Source organism: Methylobacterium phyllostachyos (genome assembly GCF_900103445.1).
GTDB lineage: Bacteria > Pseudomonadota > Alphaproteobacteria > Rhizobiales > Beijerinckiaceae > Methylobacterium > Methylobacterium phyllostachyos.
This window is the reverse complement of record NZ_FNHS01000006.1, coordinates 81,538-98,123: the sequence shown is the minus strand read 5'-3', so window position 1 is coordinate 98,123 and position 16,586 is coordinate 81,538. Positions and strand designations below refer to the sequence as shown.

Annotated in this window: 17 protein-coding genes; 9 read left to right on the top strand and 8 right to left on the bottom strand. The window is 66.2% G+C overall.

Annotation, left to right across the window (positions count from 1 at the left end):
- Nucleotides 1-55 precede the first annotated feature (55 nt).
- Complete coding sequence (locus tag BLQ49_RS11135) at nucleotides 56-937, top strand: 3-hydroxybutyryl-CoA dehydrogenase (RefSeq protein ID WP_091715839.1); 882 nt, start codon at nucleotides 56-58, stop codon at nucleotides 935-937.
- A 42-nt stretch (nucleotides 938-979) separates the two neighbouring features.
- Here the strand turns inward: BLQ49_RS11135 and BLQ49_RS11130 are convergent, their stop codons facing one another.
- The 4 genes from BLQ49_RS11130 to BLQ49_RS11115 all read right to left on the bottom strand — a co-directional run bounded on the left by BLQ49_RS11130 (nucleotide 980) and on the right by BLQ49_RS11115 (nucleotide 4,500).
- On the bottom strand, nucleotides 980-1,285 hold the full coding sequence (locus BLQ49_RS11130) for a hypothetical protein (RefSeq protein WP_091715837.1): 306 nt from the start codon (nucleotides 1,283-1,285) through the stop codon (nucleotides 980-982).
- A 113-nt stretch (nucleotides 1,286-1,398) separates the two neighbouring features.
- Nucleotides 1,399-2,412 carry an NAD(P)H-quinone oxidoreductase gene (locus BLQ49_RS11125; protein ID WP_091715836.1) on the bottom strand — a complete coding sequence of 338 codons (1,014 nt, stop codon included), beginning with the start codon at nucleotides 2,410-2,412 and terminating at the stop codon, nucleotides 1,399-1,401.
- Nucleotides 2,413-2,515: 103 nt separating this feature from the next.
- Complete coding sequence (locus BLQ49_RS11120; protein ID WP_091715834.1) at nucleotides 2,516-3,757, bottom strand: ABC transporter substrate-binding protein; 1,242 nt, start codon at nucleotides 3,755-3,757, stop codon at nucleotides 2,516-2,518.
- Between the two features lie 119 nt (nucleotides 3,758-3,876).
- The gene (locus tag BLQ49_RS11115) at nucleotides 3,877-4,500 is read right to left on the bottom strand and encodes a DUF938 domain-containing protein (RefSeq protein ID WP_091715833.1); all 624 of its coding nucleotides are present in this window, start codon (nucleotides 4,498-4,500) and stop codon (nucleotides 3,877-3,879) included.
- 258 nt (nucleotides 4,501-4,758) lie between these two features.
- Here BLQ49_RS11115 and kaiC point away from each other — a divergent pair, with 258 nt between their 5' ends.
- The 4 genes from kaiC to BLQ49_RS11095 are packed head-to-tail and all read left to right on the top strand — an operon-like array spanning nucleotide 4,759 to nucleotide 8,850.
- Complete coding sequence (gene kaiC, locus BLQ49_RS11110) at nucleotides 4,759-6,447, top strand: circadian clock protein KaiC (RefSeq protein WP_091715831.1); 1,689 nt, start codon at nucleotides 4,759-4,761, stop codon at nucleotides 6,445-6,447.
- Entirely contained in the window at nucleotides 6,444-6,785 is a 342-nt protein-coding gene (locus tag BLQ49_RS11105; protein WP_091715829.1) for a circadian clock KaiB family protein, read from the top strand. The genes kaiC and BLQ49_RS11105 overlap by 4 nt, the downstream gene beginning before the upstream one ends.
- Before the next feature lie 5 nt (nucleotides 6,786-6,790).
- Entirely contained in the window at nucleotides 6,791-7,102 is a 312-nt protein-coding gene (locus BLQ49_RS11100) for a circadian clock KaiB family protein (protein ID WP_091715828.1), read from the top strand.
- A complete protein-coding gene (locus BLQ49_RS11095) occupies nucleotides 7,099-8,850 on the top strand; it encodes a PAS domain-containing sensor histidine kinase (protein WP_091715826.1) in 1,752 nt (583 codons plus the stop codon). Before BLQ49_RS11100 ends, BLQ49_RS11095 begins: the two co-directional genes overlap by 4 nt.
- 37 nt (nucleotides 8,851-8,887) lie before the next feature.
- On the opposite strand, the gene upp is transcribed toward BLQ49_RS11095, so the two are convergent.
- Nucleotides 8,888-9,523, bottom strand: a complete 636-nt coding sequence (gene upp, locus BLQ49_RS11090; RefSeq protein ID WP_091715825.1) for a uracil phosphoribosyltransferase — start codon at nucleotides 9,521-9,523, stop codon at nucleotides 8,888-8,890.
- Between the two features lie 570 nt (nucleotides 9,524-10,093).
- Here upp and BLQ49_RS11085 point away from each other — a divergent pair.
- The gene (locus tag BLQ49_RS11085; RefSeq protein WP_091715823.1) at nucleotides 10,094-11,785 is read left to right on the top strand and encodes a methyl-accepting chemotaxis protein; all 1,692 of its coding nucleotides are present in this window, start codon (nucleotides 10,094-10,096) and stop codon (nucleotides 11,783-11,785) included.
- A gap of 80 nt (nucleotides 11,786-11,865) precedes the next feature.
- On the opposite strand, the gene BLQ49_RS11080 is transcribed toward BLQ49_RS11085, so the two are convergent.
- On the bottom strand, nucleotides 11,866-12,330 hold the full coding sequence (locus BLQ49_RS11080) for a DUF2852 domain-containing protein (RefSeq protein ID WP_091715822.1): 465 nt from the start codon (nucleotides 12,328-12,330) through the stop codon (nucleotides 11,866-11,868).
- A gap of 57 nt (nucleotides 12,331-12,387) precedes the next feature.
- Nucleotides 12,388-13,056: a TetR/AcrR family transcriptional regulator gene (locus BLQ49_RS11075; RefSeq protein ID WP_091715820.1), complete on the bottom strand. Its 669-nt coding sequence runs from the start codon at nucleotides 13,054-13,056 to the stop codon at nucleotides 12,388-12,390.
- 251 nt (nucleotides 13,057-13,307) lie between these two features.
- Here BLQ49_RS11075 and BLQ49_RS11070 point away from each other — a divergent pair, with 251 nt between their 5' ends.
- From BLQ49_RS11070 to BLQ49_RS11060, 3 genes are all read left to right on the top strand, one after another.
- Nucleotides 13,308-13,604, top strand: coding sequence for a hypothetical protein (locus BLQ49_RS11070; protein WP_091715818.1), 297 nt, complete (start codon nucleotides 13,308-13,310; stop codon nucleotides 13,602-13,604).
- Between the two features lie 127 nt (nucleotides 13,605-13,731).
- Complete coding sequence (locus BLQ49_RS11065; RefSeq protein ID WP_091715816.1) at nucleotides 13,732-14,139, top strand: thioredoxin family protein; 408 nt, start codon at nucleotides 13,732-13,734, stop codon at nucleotides 14,137-14,139.
- Nucleotides 14,140-14,237: 98 nt separating this feature from the next.
- Nucleotides 14,238-15,410, top strand: coding sequence for a glycosyltransferase family 2 protein (locus BLQ49_RS11060; protein WP_091715815.1), 1,173 nt, complete (start codon nucleotides 14,238-14,240; stop codon nucleotides 15,408-15,410).
- A gap of 5 nt (nucleotides 15,411-15,415) precedes the next feature.
- Here BLQ49_RS11060 and BLQ49_RS11055 read toward each other — a convergent pair whose 3' ends face one another.
- Nucleotides 15,416-16,372 carry a helix-turn-helix domain-containing protein gene (locus tag BLQ49_RS11055; protein WP_091715814.1) on the bottom strand — a complete coding sequence of 319 codons (957 nt, stop codon included), beginning with the start codon at nucleotides 16,370-16,372 and terminating at the stop codon, nucleotides 15,416-15,418.
- Nucleotides 16,373-16,586 lie beyond the last annotated feature (214 nt).

Below are 16,586 nucleotides of genomic sequence, written 5' to 3'. Positions count from 1 at the left end.
CACAGTCCGTTGAGTCGGGCCGCCGGGCATCGGTATCAGGGGCACAGGTCGACAGATGGACATGGAGATCAAGCGGGTCGGCATCATCGGCGCGGGCCAGATGGGCAGCGGCATCGCGCAGGTCTGCGCTTCGGCCGGTCTCGATGTCCTGCTGAATGATCGCGACGCAGCCCGCCTCGAGAACGGTCTGGGTGCGATCGAGGGCAACCTCAATCGGCTCGTCAGCAAAGGCACTCTGTCGGAAGAAGACAGCCGCACAGCCCGCGCGCGTATCGCCCCGGCCCGCGATTTCGATGCCTTGGGACCGTGTGACCTCGTGATCGAGGCCGCGACCGAGAACGAGGCCACGAAGCGCGAGATCTTCTCAAGTCTATGCGCCTCGCTCCGCCCGGAGGCATTGGTCGCGACCAACACCTCGTCGATCTCGATCACCCGGCTGGCCGCGGCGACGGACCGGCCGGAGAAGTTCATCGGCATCCACTTCATGAATCCAGTGCCGCTGATGCAGCTCGTCGAGCTGATCCGCGGCATCGCCACCGAGGATACGACCTACGAGGCGGCCAAGGCGTTCATCGCCAAGCTGGGCAAGACCTCGACGATGTCGGAGGATTTTCCGGCCTTCATCGTCAACCGCATTCTGCTGCCGATGATCAATGAGGCGATCTACACGCTGTACGAGGGCGTGGGCTCGGTGGAATCGATCGACACCGCCATGAAGCTCGGAGCGAACCACCCGATGGGCCCGCTCCAGCTCGCCGACTTTATCGGTCTCGATACCTGCCTTTCGGTGATGCAGGTCCTGTATGAGGGGCTTGCGGATTCGAAGTACCGCCCCTGCCCGCTCCTGGTGAAGTATGTCGAGGCGGGCTGGCTCGGCCGGAAGGCGAAGCGCGGCTTCTACGATTACCGCGGACCGACGCCGGTTCCGACCCGCTGATCGTCGGCACCGGGGGCGGCACGATCGCCGCCCCGCATACGATTACTTGGCAGCTCCGCCATTCGCATTCTGCTGCGACGGCTGCGGATAGGACGGGTTGCCGCCCGGAACGCCCGTGCTGTTCGACGTCGAGGCGCCACCGGTCTGGCCGTTGACCGAGCCGGTGATCTCGCGGCCCGACACGTTCCCCACCTGGCTGTCGTAAGTCTTCGGCGCATTCGCGCCGTTCCATGTCAGCAACCCGACGGTGGCGATCGCCAAGAGGACGAGGCTCGCCACCAGGACCCAGAGTACGGGCTTGCCGCGCTCGCCCTGCCGTCCCTCCTGCGGGTTCAATTTCTCGACCATTGGCACAAACCCTCGTCTGCCGGACGCAACACGCGAAGGCGCGGTCTGCGACACGATTCCGTTACCGGCCGCCAACGCGGCTCCGACGAAGCAGGTTCCTGCCTACGCGCCGGTCAGCGCCCTGTGGTCAGCAGGATCTTGCCGAGATGGGCGCTGGATTCCATCAGCGCATGCGCGTCCCGGGCCTGCTCCAGGGGAAAGGTGGCGTGGGTGACAGTGCGGATACGCCCGGCTTCGAGCGCAGGCCAAATATCTCGGCGCAGCCCCTCCGCGATCGCGGCCTTGTCGGCCTTGGGACGAGGCCGGAGCGTCGAGCCGGTGAAGGTCAGGCGGTTGCGCATGATCGGCGTGATGTTGAGGCCGTCGACCTTGTAGCCGCCCATGAGGGCGATCATCACCAGGCGCCCGTCCGGAGCCAGGGACTTGAGGTTCCGGGCCAGGTAGCTGGCCCCGATCATGTCGAGGATGACGTCGACGCCGCGGCCCTCCGTCAGACGCTTCACCTCTTCGGCGAAATCCGACTGCTTGTAGTCGATCGCGGCATCCGCACCGAGCTCCTCACAGAAGCGGCATTTCTCGGCCGATCCGGCCGTGGCGAAGACCCGGGCGCCGACATGCTTCGCGATCTGGATCGCGGTGGCGCCGATCCCGCTGGACCCGCCATGGACGAGGAAGCTCTCGCCCGCGGCCAGCCGGCCGCGCTGGACCACGTTCGAGTAGACGGTGAAGAAGGTCTCCGGCAGCCCCCCCGCATCGGTCAAGGAAACCGCCTTCGGGCGCGGCAGGCAATGCGCAGCTTCGGCGACCGCGAACTCGGCGTAACCGCCGCTGATCACCAGCGCGCAGACCTCGTCGCCAACGGACAGGCCACCGACCCCGTTGCCCAGCGACGCGACGCGGCCGGCGACCTCGAGTCCCGGAATCTCGGTCGCTCCCGGGGGTGGCGGATACAATCCGGCGCGCTGCATCACGTCCGGACGGTTCACACCGGCGGCGACCACTTCGATCAGCACCTGATCCGGTCCCGGCTGCGGAAGCGGCGCGATCTCGACCGCGATCACCTCCGGGCCGCCGGGGCCGGTGAAATGGATCCGGCGCATGGTCTCGGGCAGGGCGGTGCTAGCCATCGACGTGTCCTCAACGCATGCGTCTTCCGGGCCGCGTCCGGCCTCGGGGGCCCCTTACTTGCGGCAACGGTGCCGCTTGGCAAGCACCGTCGCCGGGCGGACTCTACCGCGCGGCCGCCTTCACGGCGGCGGGCAACACGATCTGACCCTGCGCCAGGGCCTTCGGCCAGATCGCGACCTGCTTGCCATCCTGCCACTGCGCCATCAGGCCGGTCACGAAACCAGGACCGTACTTGATCGAGTGGGTGAACGGGTCGTCCTTGCCGTAGAACTGGGTTCGGCCGACCGTGCCCTCCCAGTCGGTCTTCTCCAGGGCCTCGACCAGCTTGTCGGCCTCGGTCGAGCCGGCGCGCTTCACGGCGTCTGCGGCGTAGTAGACCTGATCGTAGGCCATGTAGCCCGCGTAGGACGGGTCGCTGTTGAATCGTTTCTTGAATGCCTCGCTGAAGGCGACCGACTTGCCGGTGATGGCCGCCCCAGGCACCGCGATGCTCTGGAAGATCACCCCTTGCGTCGCACCGTTGGTGTTCGACCAGAAGGTCGAGGAGGTGGCCTGCGAGTTCATGCCGGTCATGGCAAGCGGAACCTGCTGGTTCTGCCACTGCACGGTCGGCTGTACGCCGACATGGGAGATGCCGGTGACGATGAGATCCGGCTTGGCCGCCTCGATCTTGTTGTAGATCGGGGTGAAGTCACCGGTGTCCGGCGAGAAGCGGATGTGATCGACGACCTTCACGCCAATCTCGGGCAGGCATTTCTCGTAGCCGACGTCGAGGGGACGCGTCCAAGCGGCGTCTTCGCTCATGATGGCTGCGGTCTTCACCTTCATAAGGTCGATCAGCATGTCCTTGGTGGAATCGCAGATCGATTGGGCCAGGGCCGCCGAGGTCAGGTAGCCGTGGAAGGTATACTTGTTGCGCGCGTAGTCCTTGTGGACGGCGAGGCTGATCTCGTTCGAGGCCGCGCCGGGGGTGATCATCGGCGTCTTAAGCCGGGCCGCCCACGGCATCAGCGCCAGCACGACTTCGGAAATGTAGCTGGCGATGACGAGATTGACCTTGTCCTCGGATACGGCCCGCTGGAACGCGCGGACCGCGTCGGAAGCGGAACTCTTGTCGTCGTAGGTGACGACCTGGATCTGCCGGCCGTCAACACCACCCTTGGCGTTGATCTCGTCGGCGGCGAGCTGCACCGCCTGCGGGATCGAGGCCCCGACGACGGACTGCGCCTCGGCGATCACCCCGATCTTGATCGGGTCCGCGGCTCGCGCCGGCCCGGCTCCGACCATTCCGGCCACGGCAATTAGGGCCAAGGCCCGGCTCGAAACGCTACGTTCCATCGGCATGGGCTTCCTCCTGCGGCCCCCGCGGCTTTTGCCGCCGCATCGGGCTCGCGGCGGAATTCTGCACCGCGCGATTGGATGAATTCAATGTGCAATCGTATCGAGGAGTGACGAATATCGCGTCAGGCTCTCGCGCGCCGGAAGATCAGGGTCAGATTATTGGCCGGCATTGCCATGCGCTCGGTCAGGACCAGTCCGCGCTGAGCCGCCTCGGCCGCCACGGCTTCACGATCGCGGACACCCCAAACCGGATCACGGGCGCGCAGGGATGCATCGAAGGCGCCGTTGCTGTCGGCACTGTGCCGGCCGCCTTCCCGGAATGGCCCGTAGAGGATCAGGATTCCGCCCTCGCTTAGGGCGTGTCCCGCCCCGGTCATGAGCCCTACGGTCGCAGCCCAGGGCGCGATATGGATCATGTTGATGCAGACGATGGCGTCCACGCGATCGACCGCCCATGGGACCACGCGGGCGTCGAGATCCAACGGGGTCAGGATGTTGGTCAGCCCCGCCCGGAGGGTATGGGCTCGGATGCTGCGCCGGGCCTCCAGATCGGGATCGCTTGGAAGCCACGTGAGATCCGGCAGCGCCCCCGCGATATGCACCGCATGCTCGCCGGAGCCGCTGGCGATCTCGAGCACGGTTCCCCGGGCCGGCAAGACACGCCGCAGCACGTCGAGAATTGCGTCGCGGTTTCGCGCTACGGCGGGCGCCGTCAGGGCATCCCGGTCGATCTCCCAACCCAGCATGCGACCACACTCCGAAATCCGCGCCGGCTTCTGCCGCACACCAACCATAAGATGTCGAAGCCGGTACGCGCCGCCGGCATATTGCGCTGCTGGCGGCGTTGCCATACCCGGTCCGGGCCGACATTCCACCCGGCCTGTGGGTCATCGGCGACGTGTGGGACATTTCAAAATTGCCGCCGCCGGGTCAACGCGGTGGCGATCCCCACCGCGGCGCCCCAAGCCCAGCTTTCGACAGTGACGCCCAGGACAGCCCGTATCGTGCCTGACAACCGCGCCGCCCCGACGTTGCCCAAGACGCCCACGGGTATCGCGGGGTTCGACGATCTGACCTTCGGCGGTCTTCCGGCCGGGCGGCCGTCCCTGATCTGCGGCGCGGCCGGCTGCGGCAAGACCCTGTTCGCGACGACCTTTCTGGTCAACGGCGCGACCCGGTACGACGAGCCCGGCGTATTCATGAGCTTCGAGGAGCGAGCCGAGGATCTGGCCGCCAACGTCGCCTCGCTGGGCTACGACCTCGACGGCCTCGTCGCGGCGGGTAAGCTCGCCATTGACCATGTCCGGGTCGAGCCGAGCGAGATTGAGGAGACCGGCGCCTTCGACCTCGAAGGCCTGTTCATCCGCCTCGGCTTCGCGGTGGATGGCATCGGCGCCAAACGCGTGGTCCTCGACACGATCGAAACCCTGTTTGCGGGGTTCACCGACCTGTCGCTGCTGCGCGCGGAGCTGCGCAGGCTGTTCGGTTGGATCAAGGATCGGGGTCTCACCGCGATCATCACCGGCGAGCGCGGCGAGGGACAGCTCACCCGGCAGGGGCTGGAGGAATACGTCTCGGATTGCGTGATCCTGCTCGACCATCGCGTGACGGACCAGATCACCACCCGGCGATTGCGCGTGGTCAAGTATCGGGGCTCGGCTCACGGCACCAACGAATACCCGTTCCTGATCGATCACGCGGGGATCAGCGTCCTCCCGGTGACCTCGGCCGAACTCGACTATGCAGTGCCGACCGGCGTCATCGCGACCGGCATCCCGGACCTCGACAGCATGCTTGGTCCGGGCGGCTTCTATCGCGGCTCCAGCATCCTCGTCTCCGGCGCGTCGGGCACCGGAAAGACCATGCTGGTCGCGACCATTGTCGATGCGGCCTGCCGGCGCGGCGAGCGTTGCCTCGTCTTCGCCTTCGAGGAGAGCGGCGCGCAGATCATCCGCAACGCGGCCTCGATCGGGCTCGATCTCGAATCACACCGCGCGCGCGGGCTGCTGCGCTTCGAGGCGGCGCGGCCCAGCCTGTACGGCCTCGAGACGCACCTCGCCCGGATGCATCGGGACCTCGACGGGTTCGAGCCGCGGATGGTCGTGATCGACCCGATCTCTGCCCTGCGCGGGCCCGCCGGCGAGTTGCAGGGCATGCTGCTGCGCATGATCGATCTGATCAAGGCCCGCGGGATCACGGCCATCTTCACCACCCTGCGGAGCGACGGCTCCCTGGTCCAGGATGACGATCTCGGCGTGTCCTCCCTCATGGACTCCTGGATCAAGCTTCAGAACATGGAGGCGAACGGCGAACGGACGCGCACGCTCTACGTTATCAAGGCACGTGGCATGAGCCACTCGAACCAGATCCGCGAATTTCTCATGTCATCCAGCGGAATCCAGCTGGTCGATGCCTATATCGGGCCCTCTGGCGTGCTGACGGGAACGGCCCGCATCGTTCAGGAGGCCCAGGAGCGGAGCGAGGCGCGGCGGCGCATCCAGGAGAGCGAGCGGCAGCTGCGTGAGGTGGCGCGTCGCCGGTCGGCCATCGACCGCCAGCTCGAGGAATTGCGGGCGAGCCTGGAAGCCGCGGAGGCCGAAGAGGCGTGCCTGCGCGCGGAGACCGCGTCTCGGACGGCGGACGACGCGGACGAGCGGCGGGCGTTGATGGCACGGCGGAGTGCTGCGGAATGAGCGAAATCACGTCGGACGGCCCGATGCCAGAGACGGATCCCGACCGCGATCCGGGCCATTACCATCTACGCCTGTACGTTGCCGGGCAGACGGCGAAATCCGTGGCCGCCATGAGCAACCTGAAGCGCTTCTGCGAGGAACACCTCGCGGGTCGCTACGACATCGAAGTCATCGATCTGATGCAGAATCCCCAGCTCGCCGCAGGCGATCAGATCCTGGCCATCCCGACCCTCGTCCGACGGCTTCCGTCCCCGCTCAAGCGGATCATCGGCGATCTGTCGAACACCGACAAGGTTCTGGTCGGCCTCGATATTCGCCGGAGGGCGGACGAGCTTTGAACCGAATGATACCCCCCTCTGAGGCGAGGGAACACTACCGCTTCCGCCTGTTCGTGGCCGGGACGGCGCCACGGTCGCTGCGGGCGGTCGAGTCCGTTCGGCGGCTTTGCGAACGGCACCTGTGCAATCGATACGAACTGGAGATCATCGACATCTACCAGCAGCCCGATCTCGCCGAGCGCGACAGAATTTTGGCTGCGCCGATCCTCCTCAGGGTGACCCCGGCGCCGGAACGACGGATCGCGGGCGACCTGCTGGACGAAGACCGGATCCTGCGCAGCCTTCAGATCCTGCCGGCCGCCGAGGCGCACCGATGAACGTCGATGCGCTGCGGCCCGAAGACGAGCCGAGCCCGGAGGCCTACCGCGCCCATATCCGGGAACTCGAAGCGCGCCTGGAGGAGAGCGAGGAGACGCTGGCGGCCATCCGGCGCGGCGATTTCGACGCCGTGGTGGTCGAGGGCCCGAACCATGAACGCCTCGTCTACACCCTGGAGAACGCGGACCGGCCATACCGCGTGCTCATCGAGCAGATCCAGGAGGGCGCCTTCACCCTCGGGCTGGACGGCACCCTGCTCTACTGCAATCGGCGCCTGGCCATCATGCTGGGCGAGCCGCAGGAACGCTTGATCGGACGCTGCCTGCGCGATTTCGTGCGAGAGGACACCAACCTCGATGCATTGGTGCAGCGAGCGATGTCAGCGCCCGTACGGGATGAGATTGAGCTCGTCGCGCCGGACGGCGCACAGCGCGCGACGGTCCTGTCGCTGAGCCACTTCGAAGGCCAGGGCGAGCAGCCCCTTCTCTGCGGTATCCTGACCGACCTCACCGAGCAGCGGCGCAACATGCGCGCCCTCGCGGACGCGCATGCGCGCCTCCAATCCGAGAGCGTCGAGCGAGAGCGCGTCGAGGAGGCCCTGCGCCAATCGCAGAAGTTGGAGGCGGTCGGCCAGCTCACCGGGGGCGTGGCCCATGACTTCAACAACCTCCTGACGGTCATCAAGTCGTCCACCGATCTGCTCAAGCGACCGGAGCTGCCCGAGGAGCGGCGCCGACGCTACGTCGAGGCGATCTCCGATACGGTAGATCGGGCGGCCAAGCTTACCGGGCAACTCCTTGCGTTCGCCCGACGGCAGGCCCTTCGGCCCGAGGTGTTCGACGTCGGCACGTCGCTGCTGGCCGTCGCGGAGATGCTCGACTCGGTCACGGGAGCGCGGATTATCGTCGATGCTCAGATCCCGGACGCGCCCTGCTACATCCGGGCAGATCTCAGCCAGTTCGAGACCGCGTTGATCAATATGGCGGTCAACGCCCGCGATGCGATGGGCGGGCAAGGCACCCTGACGCTCAGGCTCCTGGGCGGGCGGCCGATGCCGGCGATCCGCGGTCACGCAGGCTCGCGCTGCACCTTCGCGGCCGTCTCGCTGTCCGATACGGGGATCGGCATCGCCCCCGACGTGCTGCCGCGCATCTTCGAGCCGTTCTTCACCACCAAGGAGATCGGCAAGGGCACCGGGCTCGGGCTATCGCAGGTGTTCGGCTTTGCCAAGCAATCCGGCGGCGACGTCGATGTGGCGAGCAAGCCCGGCGCGGGCACCACGTTCACCCTGTACCTGCCGCAGGTCGAGCGGGCGCCCGAGAAGGCTGATGCCGGCGCGCGCGACGAGCGCCACCTCGAAGGCGCCAGCCTGTGCATCCTCGTCGTGGAGGATAACCTGGATGTCGGCCGGTTCGCCACGCAGATCCTGGAGGATCTCGGCCACAGCACGGTCTGGGCGACGAACGCCGAGGAGGCGCTCGTCGAGATCGAGAAGGTCCCGTTCCGCTTCGATGCCGTGTTCTCCGACGTGGTGATGCCCGGCATGGGCGGGATCGCCCTGGCCCGGGCGTTGGAGCAGCGCCTGCCGGATCTGCCCGTCGTCCTCACCTCGGGCTACAGCCATGTGCTCGCCCAGGAGGGCGTCCACGGCTTCGATTTGATCCAGAAGCCCTACTCGGTCGAAGAACTCTCGCGGGTGCTCGGCAAGGTGGCGGGACGGGCGCGGATCGGGGCCCGAACGCGATAAGGCCAAGCGGCATCGCGTCGGTCGGACGGGATCGAGGTCACCGGGTCCCGTACATCCGGTCTCCGGCATCGCCCAGACCGGGCACGATGTAGCCATGATCATTCAGGTGGCTGTCGATCGCCGCTGTCCAGATCGGGACGTCAGGATGGGCCGCCTGGAACTTGGCGAGCCCCTCCGGTGCGGCCAGGAGGCACACGAATCGCAGGTCGGACGCGCCCCGGGCCTTCAGAAGGTCGAGGGCTGCAATCGCCGAGTTCGCGGTGGCGAGCATCGGGTCAAGCACGAGCACAGTCCGGTCGGCGAGGTCCGACGGGGCCTTGAAATAGTACTCGACCGCCTCGAGTGTGTCTGGATCCCGGTAGAGGCCGACATGGGCGACCCGTGCCGAGGGAACGAGCGACAGCATGCCATCGAGGAACCCGACGCCGGCGCGCAGAATCGGCGCGAGGACCAGCTTCTTGCCCTGGATCTGCCGGCCTTCCATCGGCTGCAGCGGCGTCTCGATCGTCACGGGCTCCAACGGCAGATCACGCGTCACCTCGTAGGCCAGGAGCATCCCGATCTCATTCAGGATTTGCCGGAAACCTTTGGTCGAGCGATTCTTGTCCCGCAGGTATGTCAGCTTGTGCTGCACAAGCGGGTGATCCACCACGGTGACCCGACCCATCGGCATGGTCCAACTTCTCCGCTCAAGCCTGCGTAGCAATGCAGGACCCCAAGCGTGTGCGCAACTTTCGAGCGACCAGCTAGATCGCAACCTCGACGAGAATCGGTTGGGCTACGGGCAGGGTCCACGCAGCTGTGTCGCGCCATGCCGTCAGCTGGACAGCCGGAGGCGCGATCCCGCTCCAAGGCGCCAGATACATCCCAATATTTCTCCGTTTAGATGCACAAAAATCCGGAACGTCATCTCGAGAACGATTTTCAATCCAATCTGAGATACTTTTCGCTGCTGCGTGGCGCAAAAATTTTTTCATTCGCGCGCAGGAGAAAAGATATTTTATAAACTTAAAACACCGATAAACCGAAATATTGCGCGTTTGAATCTTCTATAGACACGCCGTTTGTCGAATTTATTCAGTACAACACCTGCAATAGGCGCTAAATATAGTGTTTCGCGGCGGCACGATGTCTGCACAAATCAACGTTCATGGCTTGCTGAATGCGGGCGTTGTTCTAAGTGGGGTCCGTCGCTTCATCGCTTGCCGAAAGCATCCCGCATTCCTCTGGATCAGCACGAGCTATGCGCCTCCATCTATCACTCAAAGCTACTCTGACGATTCTGTTCGGTATTCTTGCGCTGATCTCGGCGGCACAGGGCATCCTATCCCTCCTCGACGTAGGCGCCATACGCCGATCGACGACAACGCTTGCCACCAACTGGTTACCGTCCGTCCAGAGGATCGGCGCGATCGAGGTGGCCGCCTCCGAGGTCCGCATCAAGCAATACCGGCTGATCCTGTTGTCGACCACGCCGGAGAAGCGGGCGGAGAATGATGTCAACCTCGCCGCGACGCACGCACAGCTTCGCGAGGCACGAAACGCCTATGAACCTCTGATCGTCACGCCGGAGGAGCGGGCCTTATACGACGCCTTCGCGCTGTCCTGGAGCAAATTCGAACAGGTGGACAACGAGGCGCGGCGCCTCATGGAGGCGGGGCGCCAACAGGATGCCATAGCGATCTTGGTCAAGGCCGAATCCGTGGCGGTCTACGACGATGCCCGCAAAACGCTGGCGCGCCTCGTGAGCCACGACGAGGTGATCGCATCGCGGGACGCCGGAGCGGCGATGGACAAGGCAAACTCAGCCACCCTGACAGCGGTCGTCGGCATCACGCTCGCCATCGCGTCGGCCCTGGGTGCCGCGATCTTCGGCTTGCTCCACATCTCACGGCCGATCCAGACCATGACCCAGACCATGTCGAAGCTCGCGGATGGCGAGGCCGATACGGAGGTCCCTTACCGCAACCGCCATGACGAAATCGGCGCGATGGCAGCGGCCGTGCAGGTCTTCAAGGATAATCTGCTCCGCAACCGGCGGCTGGAGACGGAAGCGGCCGAGGCACGCCAAGCGGTCGAGGAACAGCGTAAGCTCGCCATGCGCCAGATGGCCGACCAGTTCGCCGAGGCAGTCGGCGACATCGTCGGCCAAGTCTCGGCCTCTGCCACCGAGTTGCAGGCTACAGCAGGCTCGATGTCAGCCATGGCCAGGCAGACCTCGGCCCAATCCACCACCGTGGCGGCGGCCGCGGAGGAAGCCGGCTCCAACGTCAACACGGTGGCGGCCGCTGCGGAACAGCTCGGCTCCTCCGTCCAGGAGATTGGTCGCCAGGTCGATGGTTCGACCAAGCTCGCCCAGATCGCGGCAGGCGAGGCCGATCACACCGGCGCACTTGTCCAGGAACTGAGCGGTGCCGTGGCGCGCATCGGGGATATCGTCGGGATAATCTCGTCGATCGCCGGGCAGACCAACTTGTTGGCGCTCAATGCCACCATCGAGGCGGCTCGCGCCGGCACGGCTGGCCGGGGCTTCGCGGTGGTAGCCAGCGAGGTCAAGGCTTTGGCCGAACAGACCGCCAAGGCGACTGAAGAGATCTCCGACCAGATCGGGCGGGTTCAGGCCTCGACGGGGCAGGCGGTCAGCGCGATCGGCACGATCACGGCCCGCATCCGCGAGATTAACGGTGTGGCGACCTCGATCGCCGCCGCCGTCGAGCAGCAGGGGGCGGCCACGCAGGAGATCGTCCGCAACGTCACCCAGGCAGCGGCTGGCACGGAAGAGGTGACGAGCAACATCGTCCGCGTCGCCGGCGCGGCCGAGGAGACCGGGCACGCGGCGGATCAGGTTCTGACCGCGGCCTCCGAGCTGTCACGCCAGTCGGAGCATCTCACCGCGGAGGTCGATCGCTTCCTGGCCGGCATTCGCGCCGCCTGACGCAGTGACCGCCGGGCGGGTCACTCTGCCCGGCGGTCGTTTGGGACGTGCATCCCAACTCTCAAGGCCGAAACGCTGCGTCAGACAGAACGGCTTTCGCCCCCCTCGCTCCGGCGCTTCGCCATGAAGGCATCGAACTGCTCACGGTCCTTGGCCCGGCGCAGCTCCTCCACGAACGCCGCGAAGGCCCGGCTCTCCTCTTCGAGCGCACGCCGTTGAGCGTCCAGCCGGTCGAGCTCCGCGCGACGGTAGTCATCGAAGGCCGCGTTGCCGGTGCTGTCGCGCCGGTTCGCCGCCTCGAAGGCCCGGGCGAAGCGCGAGACCGGCCGCGCGCCTTCGAAATCGGACAGTGTCCGGCGCGCCGTGTCGCGCAGCTCGGCGAAGGCCGGATAGCCGGCGAGCTTCCAGGCGACCAGAGCGAGGCCAACGGGCCACCAATAGATGAAGCCGACGACGATCGCGCCGATTTCCAGCGAGCGGCGCGGGAAGGGACCGGATCGGCGGAGCCGGCCGGTCGCCCAGGGGGAGGATGTTTGAGAGGTCACGGCAGTGCTCCGCTGTTCATGTGAACGCGGTTAACATGCGGGTGTCGGTGGCACCTTTCAAGGCCGGCTGGAACCGGACCCATGCTCCCCAGGCCGGGCCACCCCGTGGACGAGGGCGAGGACGCCCGCACGCAGCAACTCGTACTTGTCCGGGAAGCCCGGGCCACGCGGCAGATGGCCCGCCGCCGAGAGGGTCGCGAGCCCGTGGGCGAGTGCCCAGACCTCGAGGGCGATGAAGCGGGGCGCGACACCGCCGAACCCGTCGGCAAAGGTTGCCTGAAGAGCCTCGACGAGGAGGTCAAACGGGCTCGGCCGCGGGGTCGAACCCGGCGCCGGCTCGCTGTCGGTGAGTTCGGCCGCCAAGCCACGGGTTTCAAAGATGGCGGCGTAGTAGGCCGGCTCCTCTTCGGCGAAAGCGAGGTAAGTCTCACCCATGCGGGTGAACCGCTCCAGCGGCGTGCCGCGCGATGTCAGCGCCCGCGCCAGTCGTGCGGCGAGTTCGGCAAAGCCGCGCCCGGCGAGTTCCTCCAGCAGCGCCTCGCGCCCGCGGAAATGCCGGTACAGCGCCGCCGGCGTCACCCCAACCAGGCGTGCGGCATCCACCAACGTGAAGCCGCCGATCCCACGCTCGGCGATGAAGCGACGCGCGGCCTCGATGAGCGCCTCCTTCAGATTGCCGTGATGGTAATTCCGCCGGTCGTTCGGTCCGTCCCGCCAGGGTCGCAAGATCCCATATCCTCTGTGCACGCCGGCACACCTCACAGAACGTCCGCTACGCTGTCGAGTCGGCAGACCGCTGGGACGGCCGAATCTTGCGAGGTGCCGCACTGCATGACCATCGAGCACGGATTTGGTTTCAGGACAGGCTTGCGCGACCGCGCTTGACCGTCATTTGCTGCCGCAACACTCTGGATCGCACGGGCTGGGCGCAGGCGCCGCGGTCCGATGCGGCGCGGATACGGAGAAACGCACCCGACATGGCCTTCGTGAGCCTCAAGGCGTGGCGGACCCGCTCGGCGGAGCGCGCCGAGACCGCCGCGCGCCTGAAGCAGGCGTTGCGTGCAGCGCTTGATCTCGATGAAGCCGACACCCTCGCGGTGAACGAGATGGCGTGCGCCGATCCCGGCTGCCCCGACATGGAGACCATCGTGCTGGTGATGCGCGTGGGCGCTCCGACCCGGGCGTTACGGATCCGCCGGCCGATGGAGGCGGTCGATGCCGCGGACATCGCGACCCTCGTGGCCGAGGACCGGGATAGCGGCCCGTCTCGATGATGTGATGGGCTTACAACGCTTTCCGGTTTTCGGATCGACGGAACGGCACAACTTTTCCGGCATGATCGGTTATCGGGGTTGGAAAGCCCGCCGCCTCCACGGAACGGGTCGTCCGGGAGGACACGCCATGAAAACCCGCCGCCACATCATCGTTCTGGCCGCTGTAGCCGCGTTCGGCCCACTCCTGACCGCCCGCCTCGCCCCGGCGATCGCGGCCGCAGCGCTGCCGTTCTCGAATGCCGCCTTCGAGGCCGCACAGCAGAGTGGCCGACCGATCCTGATCGTGGTCAGCGCGCCCTGGTGTCCGATCTGCCGGACGCAGAAGCCGATTCTCGCCAAGCTGGCGGATGAGCCGCGTTTCAAGGACCTGCAGATCTTCGATATCGACTTCGACAGTCAGAAGTCGCTCCTCAAACGCCTGGATGTCCGCACCCAGAGCACCCTGATTGCCTACAAGGGTGCGAAGGAGGTCGGTCGTTCCGTGGGTGAGACCCAGCCGGAATGGATCGAGGGTCTGGTCGAGAAAACTCTCTGAAGGCCCCACCGGGAAACGCTTCCGGATTCGTTCAGCCAGCGCCCGCCATATCGCTCCGTGGACCGTGACGAACCGACCCGGTCCGAAGGAGTGGGCTGGTGACACGCGTTCCAAACCTTGCCGCAGCGACGCCTGACGCGGTTATCGCCGTGCCGGTGCGCAATGAGGAGGAGCGGATCGCCGCCTGTCTCCGCGCGATCGACGCGCAAGTCGGCCACGTCCCGGGAAGCCTCGGGCTCGTCCTATTCCTCAACAACTGCACGGATCGGACAGTCGAGATCGTCACCGCGCTGGTGCCGAGCCTGTCGCTCCCGGTGCGCGTCCTGGTCGAAAACTTCGCGGGTGCGCATGCCGGCTGGGCCCGACGGCGTGCGATGGATGCCGCCGCCGCCTGGCTCGAAGATGCGGGACAGGCGGGGATCATCCTGTCGACCGATGCCGACAGCCGAGTGCCGACGGATTGGGTCGCCCGGAACCGGGCCGCGATCCGGGCCGGCGCTGATGCGGTCGCGGGACGCGTCGAACTCGACGCCGCCGAGGCGGCGCTGCTGCCGCCGTCCCTCCCCGCGCGCGGTCGCCTAGAGGATCTCTATGACGCGCTCATCACCGAGGCCGAGGCCCGGATCGATCCGGACCCGCACGATCCCTGGCCCTGTCATCGCACCGCCATCGGCGCGACGCTGGCGGTGACGCGCTCGGCCTATCGCGCGGTGGGCGGCATGCCCGAGATCCCCCTCGGCGAGGACGGCGCCTTCATCGCGCGGCTCATCACGCAGGGCTTGCGGGTCCGCCATGCCACCGACGTTTGCGTCACCATCTCGGCTCGCCTCGCAGGCCGGGCCCCCGGCGGCGTCGCCGATACGATCCGCGCCCGATGCGAGGAGCCCGACGCGCTCTGCGACGCGCGCATGGAAGCCTTCCCACGGGCGGTGCGCCGTTACTTGTGGCGGCGGCGGTTTCGGCGCCTGCACAACCATGGCCTGCTCGACCGGAGTCACGCTTGGGCGCGCAGCCTTCGGATCGGTGCGGACGACGCGAGTCGTATTGCGGCTCTCCCTCTCGGCCACGCGATCGCGGAAGCCGAGCGCATCAGCCCCCGTCTTGCCTATCGGCCCATAGGCCCCAGCCGGTTGCCACGGGAAATCCGCATCGCGCGGGTCGGCGTCGCGGTGATTCGCCTGTGGGAGACGCTGTCGCAGTCGCTCAGCAGAACGATCGATACGGCACCGGCCCAGCGTTCCGTGATCGATGCGGGGAGCGGGCGAGGCTGAAGCGGTCAGTTCCCATTCTGGGCGAGGAAGTCCCTGGGCGACAAGCCGAACCGCTGGCGGAAGGCGCGGCTGAAGGCAGCGGTATCCGTGAAGCCGCAACTGGCCATAATCGGTGCGATCTTGAGCCCCGGCTTCCGCACGCGGACAATCCGGTCATGCGCACGGTCGAGACGCGCGTTCCGGATCGTGGCCGCGATCCCCTCCCCTCCGGCGAAGGCTGCGTAGAGCCGGCTGCGCGAGACGCGAAGATCCGCCGCCAAGCTCGCCGGCCCGAACTCGGGATCGTGGAGGCAACGCTCAATCCGGGCCAGTGCCAGAGAGCGCAACGCATTCGATGACAGCTCGTTGTCGGCCCGCGATGAATGTCCATGGATGAGGCCGCGCAGCAAGTGAAGCGCGCTCTCGATGGCGATACCGGTCTCCGCTTCGGTCATGTTGGGGACCGAAGCCGCGAAGGCTCGCATATAGGCGCCATAGAGGTCGTTGAGCGGACCCGCCGCGATCTTGCTCCCGGCAAAATCCGGAAGGTTTCCGATCTGCGAGACGAACGTGGCGCGTGGCACGGTCAGTCGGATCTCCTCGAAATCGCTCAATCCCCCGCCACCGCCCGGCCGCGCCCAGGTCTGGAACGAGATGTCGCCCGCGCCGAGCAGGGACCCGTTGTAGCCCTGCTCGATGTAGCCGCGACCTTTCAGCACCAGCAAGATGCCGACGTCGTCGCGACCATCACGGCGGACATGATTGGGCGTGCGCTCCAGGCTATAGGGCCGGCTGACCGTGTGGAAGACACCCCCATGCGGTGATGTCGCGATCATACGGCTCGCGGTGAACGGCCGATCCAGATCGAGGCGCTCCAGGTCCGCAGCCGCCATGACGGTGCTACGCCAGAAATCGAACGCCCGCTTTTCCTCCACGACTTCGGTTGTTCCGAAGAAGACCGGAATGGTTGTCTTGGCGCTCACGGCAGATCAGCTTTACGCATCTCGATCTCAGGCGCATGGCCTTTCGGCGATACGTCAGCAGCAGGAGCGTTTCAGATCCAGCGGCTAGAATCAATAGATTATAAATTCGTTCATAAGATGTAAGATCAATACAACAGCCAAGTCACCATAATTCGCAAACCTTCGATCGGGTTCTCATGGTATTGCCACTCAATGGAATTGCATGGGACATATG

Coding starts and splice junctions, on each gene's coding strand:
- BLQ49_RS11135 (WP_091715839.1), top strand. CDS start 56: ATGGACATGGAGATCAAGCGGGTCGGCATCATCGGCGCGGGCCAGATG.
- BLQ49_RS11130 (WP_091715837.1), bottom strand. CDS start 1,285: ATGGTCGAGAAATTGAACCCGCAGGAGGGACGGCAGGGCGAGCGCGGC.
- BLQ49_RS11125 (WP_091715836.1), bottom strand. CDS start 2,412: ATGGCTAGCACCGCCCTGCCCGAGACCATGCGCCGGATCCATTTCACC.
- BLQ49_RS11120 (WP_091715834.1), bottom strand. CDS start 3,757: ATGCCGATGGAACGTAGCGTTTCGAGCCGGGCCTTGGCCCTAATTGCC.
- BLQ49_RS11115 (WP_091715833.1), bottom strand. CDS start 4,500: ATGCTGGGTTGGGAGATCGACCGGGATGCCCTGACGGCGCCCGCCGTA.
- BLQ49_RS11105 (WP_091715829.1), top strand. CDS start 6,444: ATGAGCGAAATCACGTCGGACGGCCCGATGCCAGAGACGGATCCCGAC.
- BLQ49_RS11100 (WP_091715828.1), top strand. CDS start 6,791: ATGATACCCCCCTCTGAGGCGAGGGAACACTACCGCTTCCGCCTGTTC.
- BLQ49_RS11095 (WP_091715826.1), top strand. CDS start 7,099: ATGAACGTCGATGCGCTGCGGCCCGAAGACGAGCCGAGCCCGGAGGCC.
- upp (WP_091715825.1), bottom strand. CDS start 9,523: ATGCCGATGGGTCGGGTCACCGTGGTGGATCACCCGCTTGTGCAGCAC.
- BLQ49_RS11085 (WP_091715823.1), top strand. CDS start 10,094: ATGCGCCTCCATCTATCACTCAAAGCTACTCTGACGATTCTGTTCGGT.
- BLQ49_RS11070 (WP_091715818.1), top strand. CDS start 13,308: ATGGCCTTCGTGAGCCTCAAGGCGTGGCGGACCCGCTCGGCGGAGCGC.
- BLQ49_RS11065 (WP_091715816.1), top strand. CDS start 13,732: ATGAAAACCCGCCGCCACATCATCGTTCTGGCCGCTGTAGCCGCGTTC.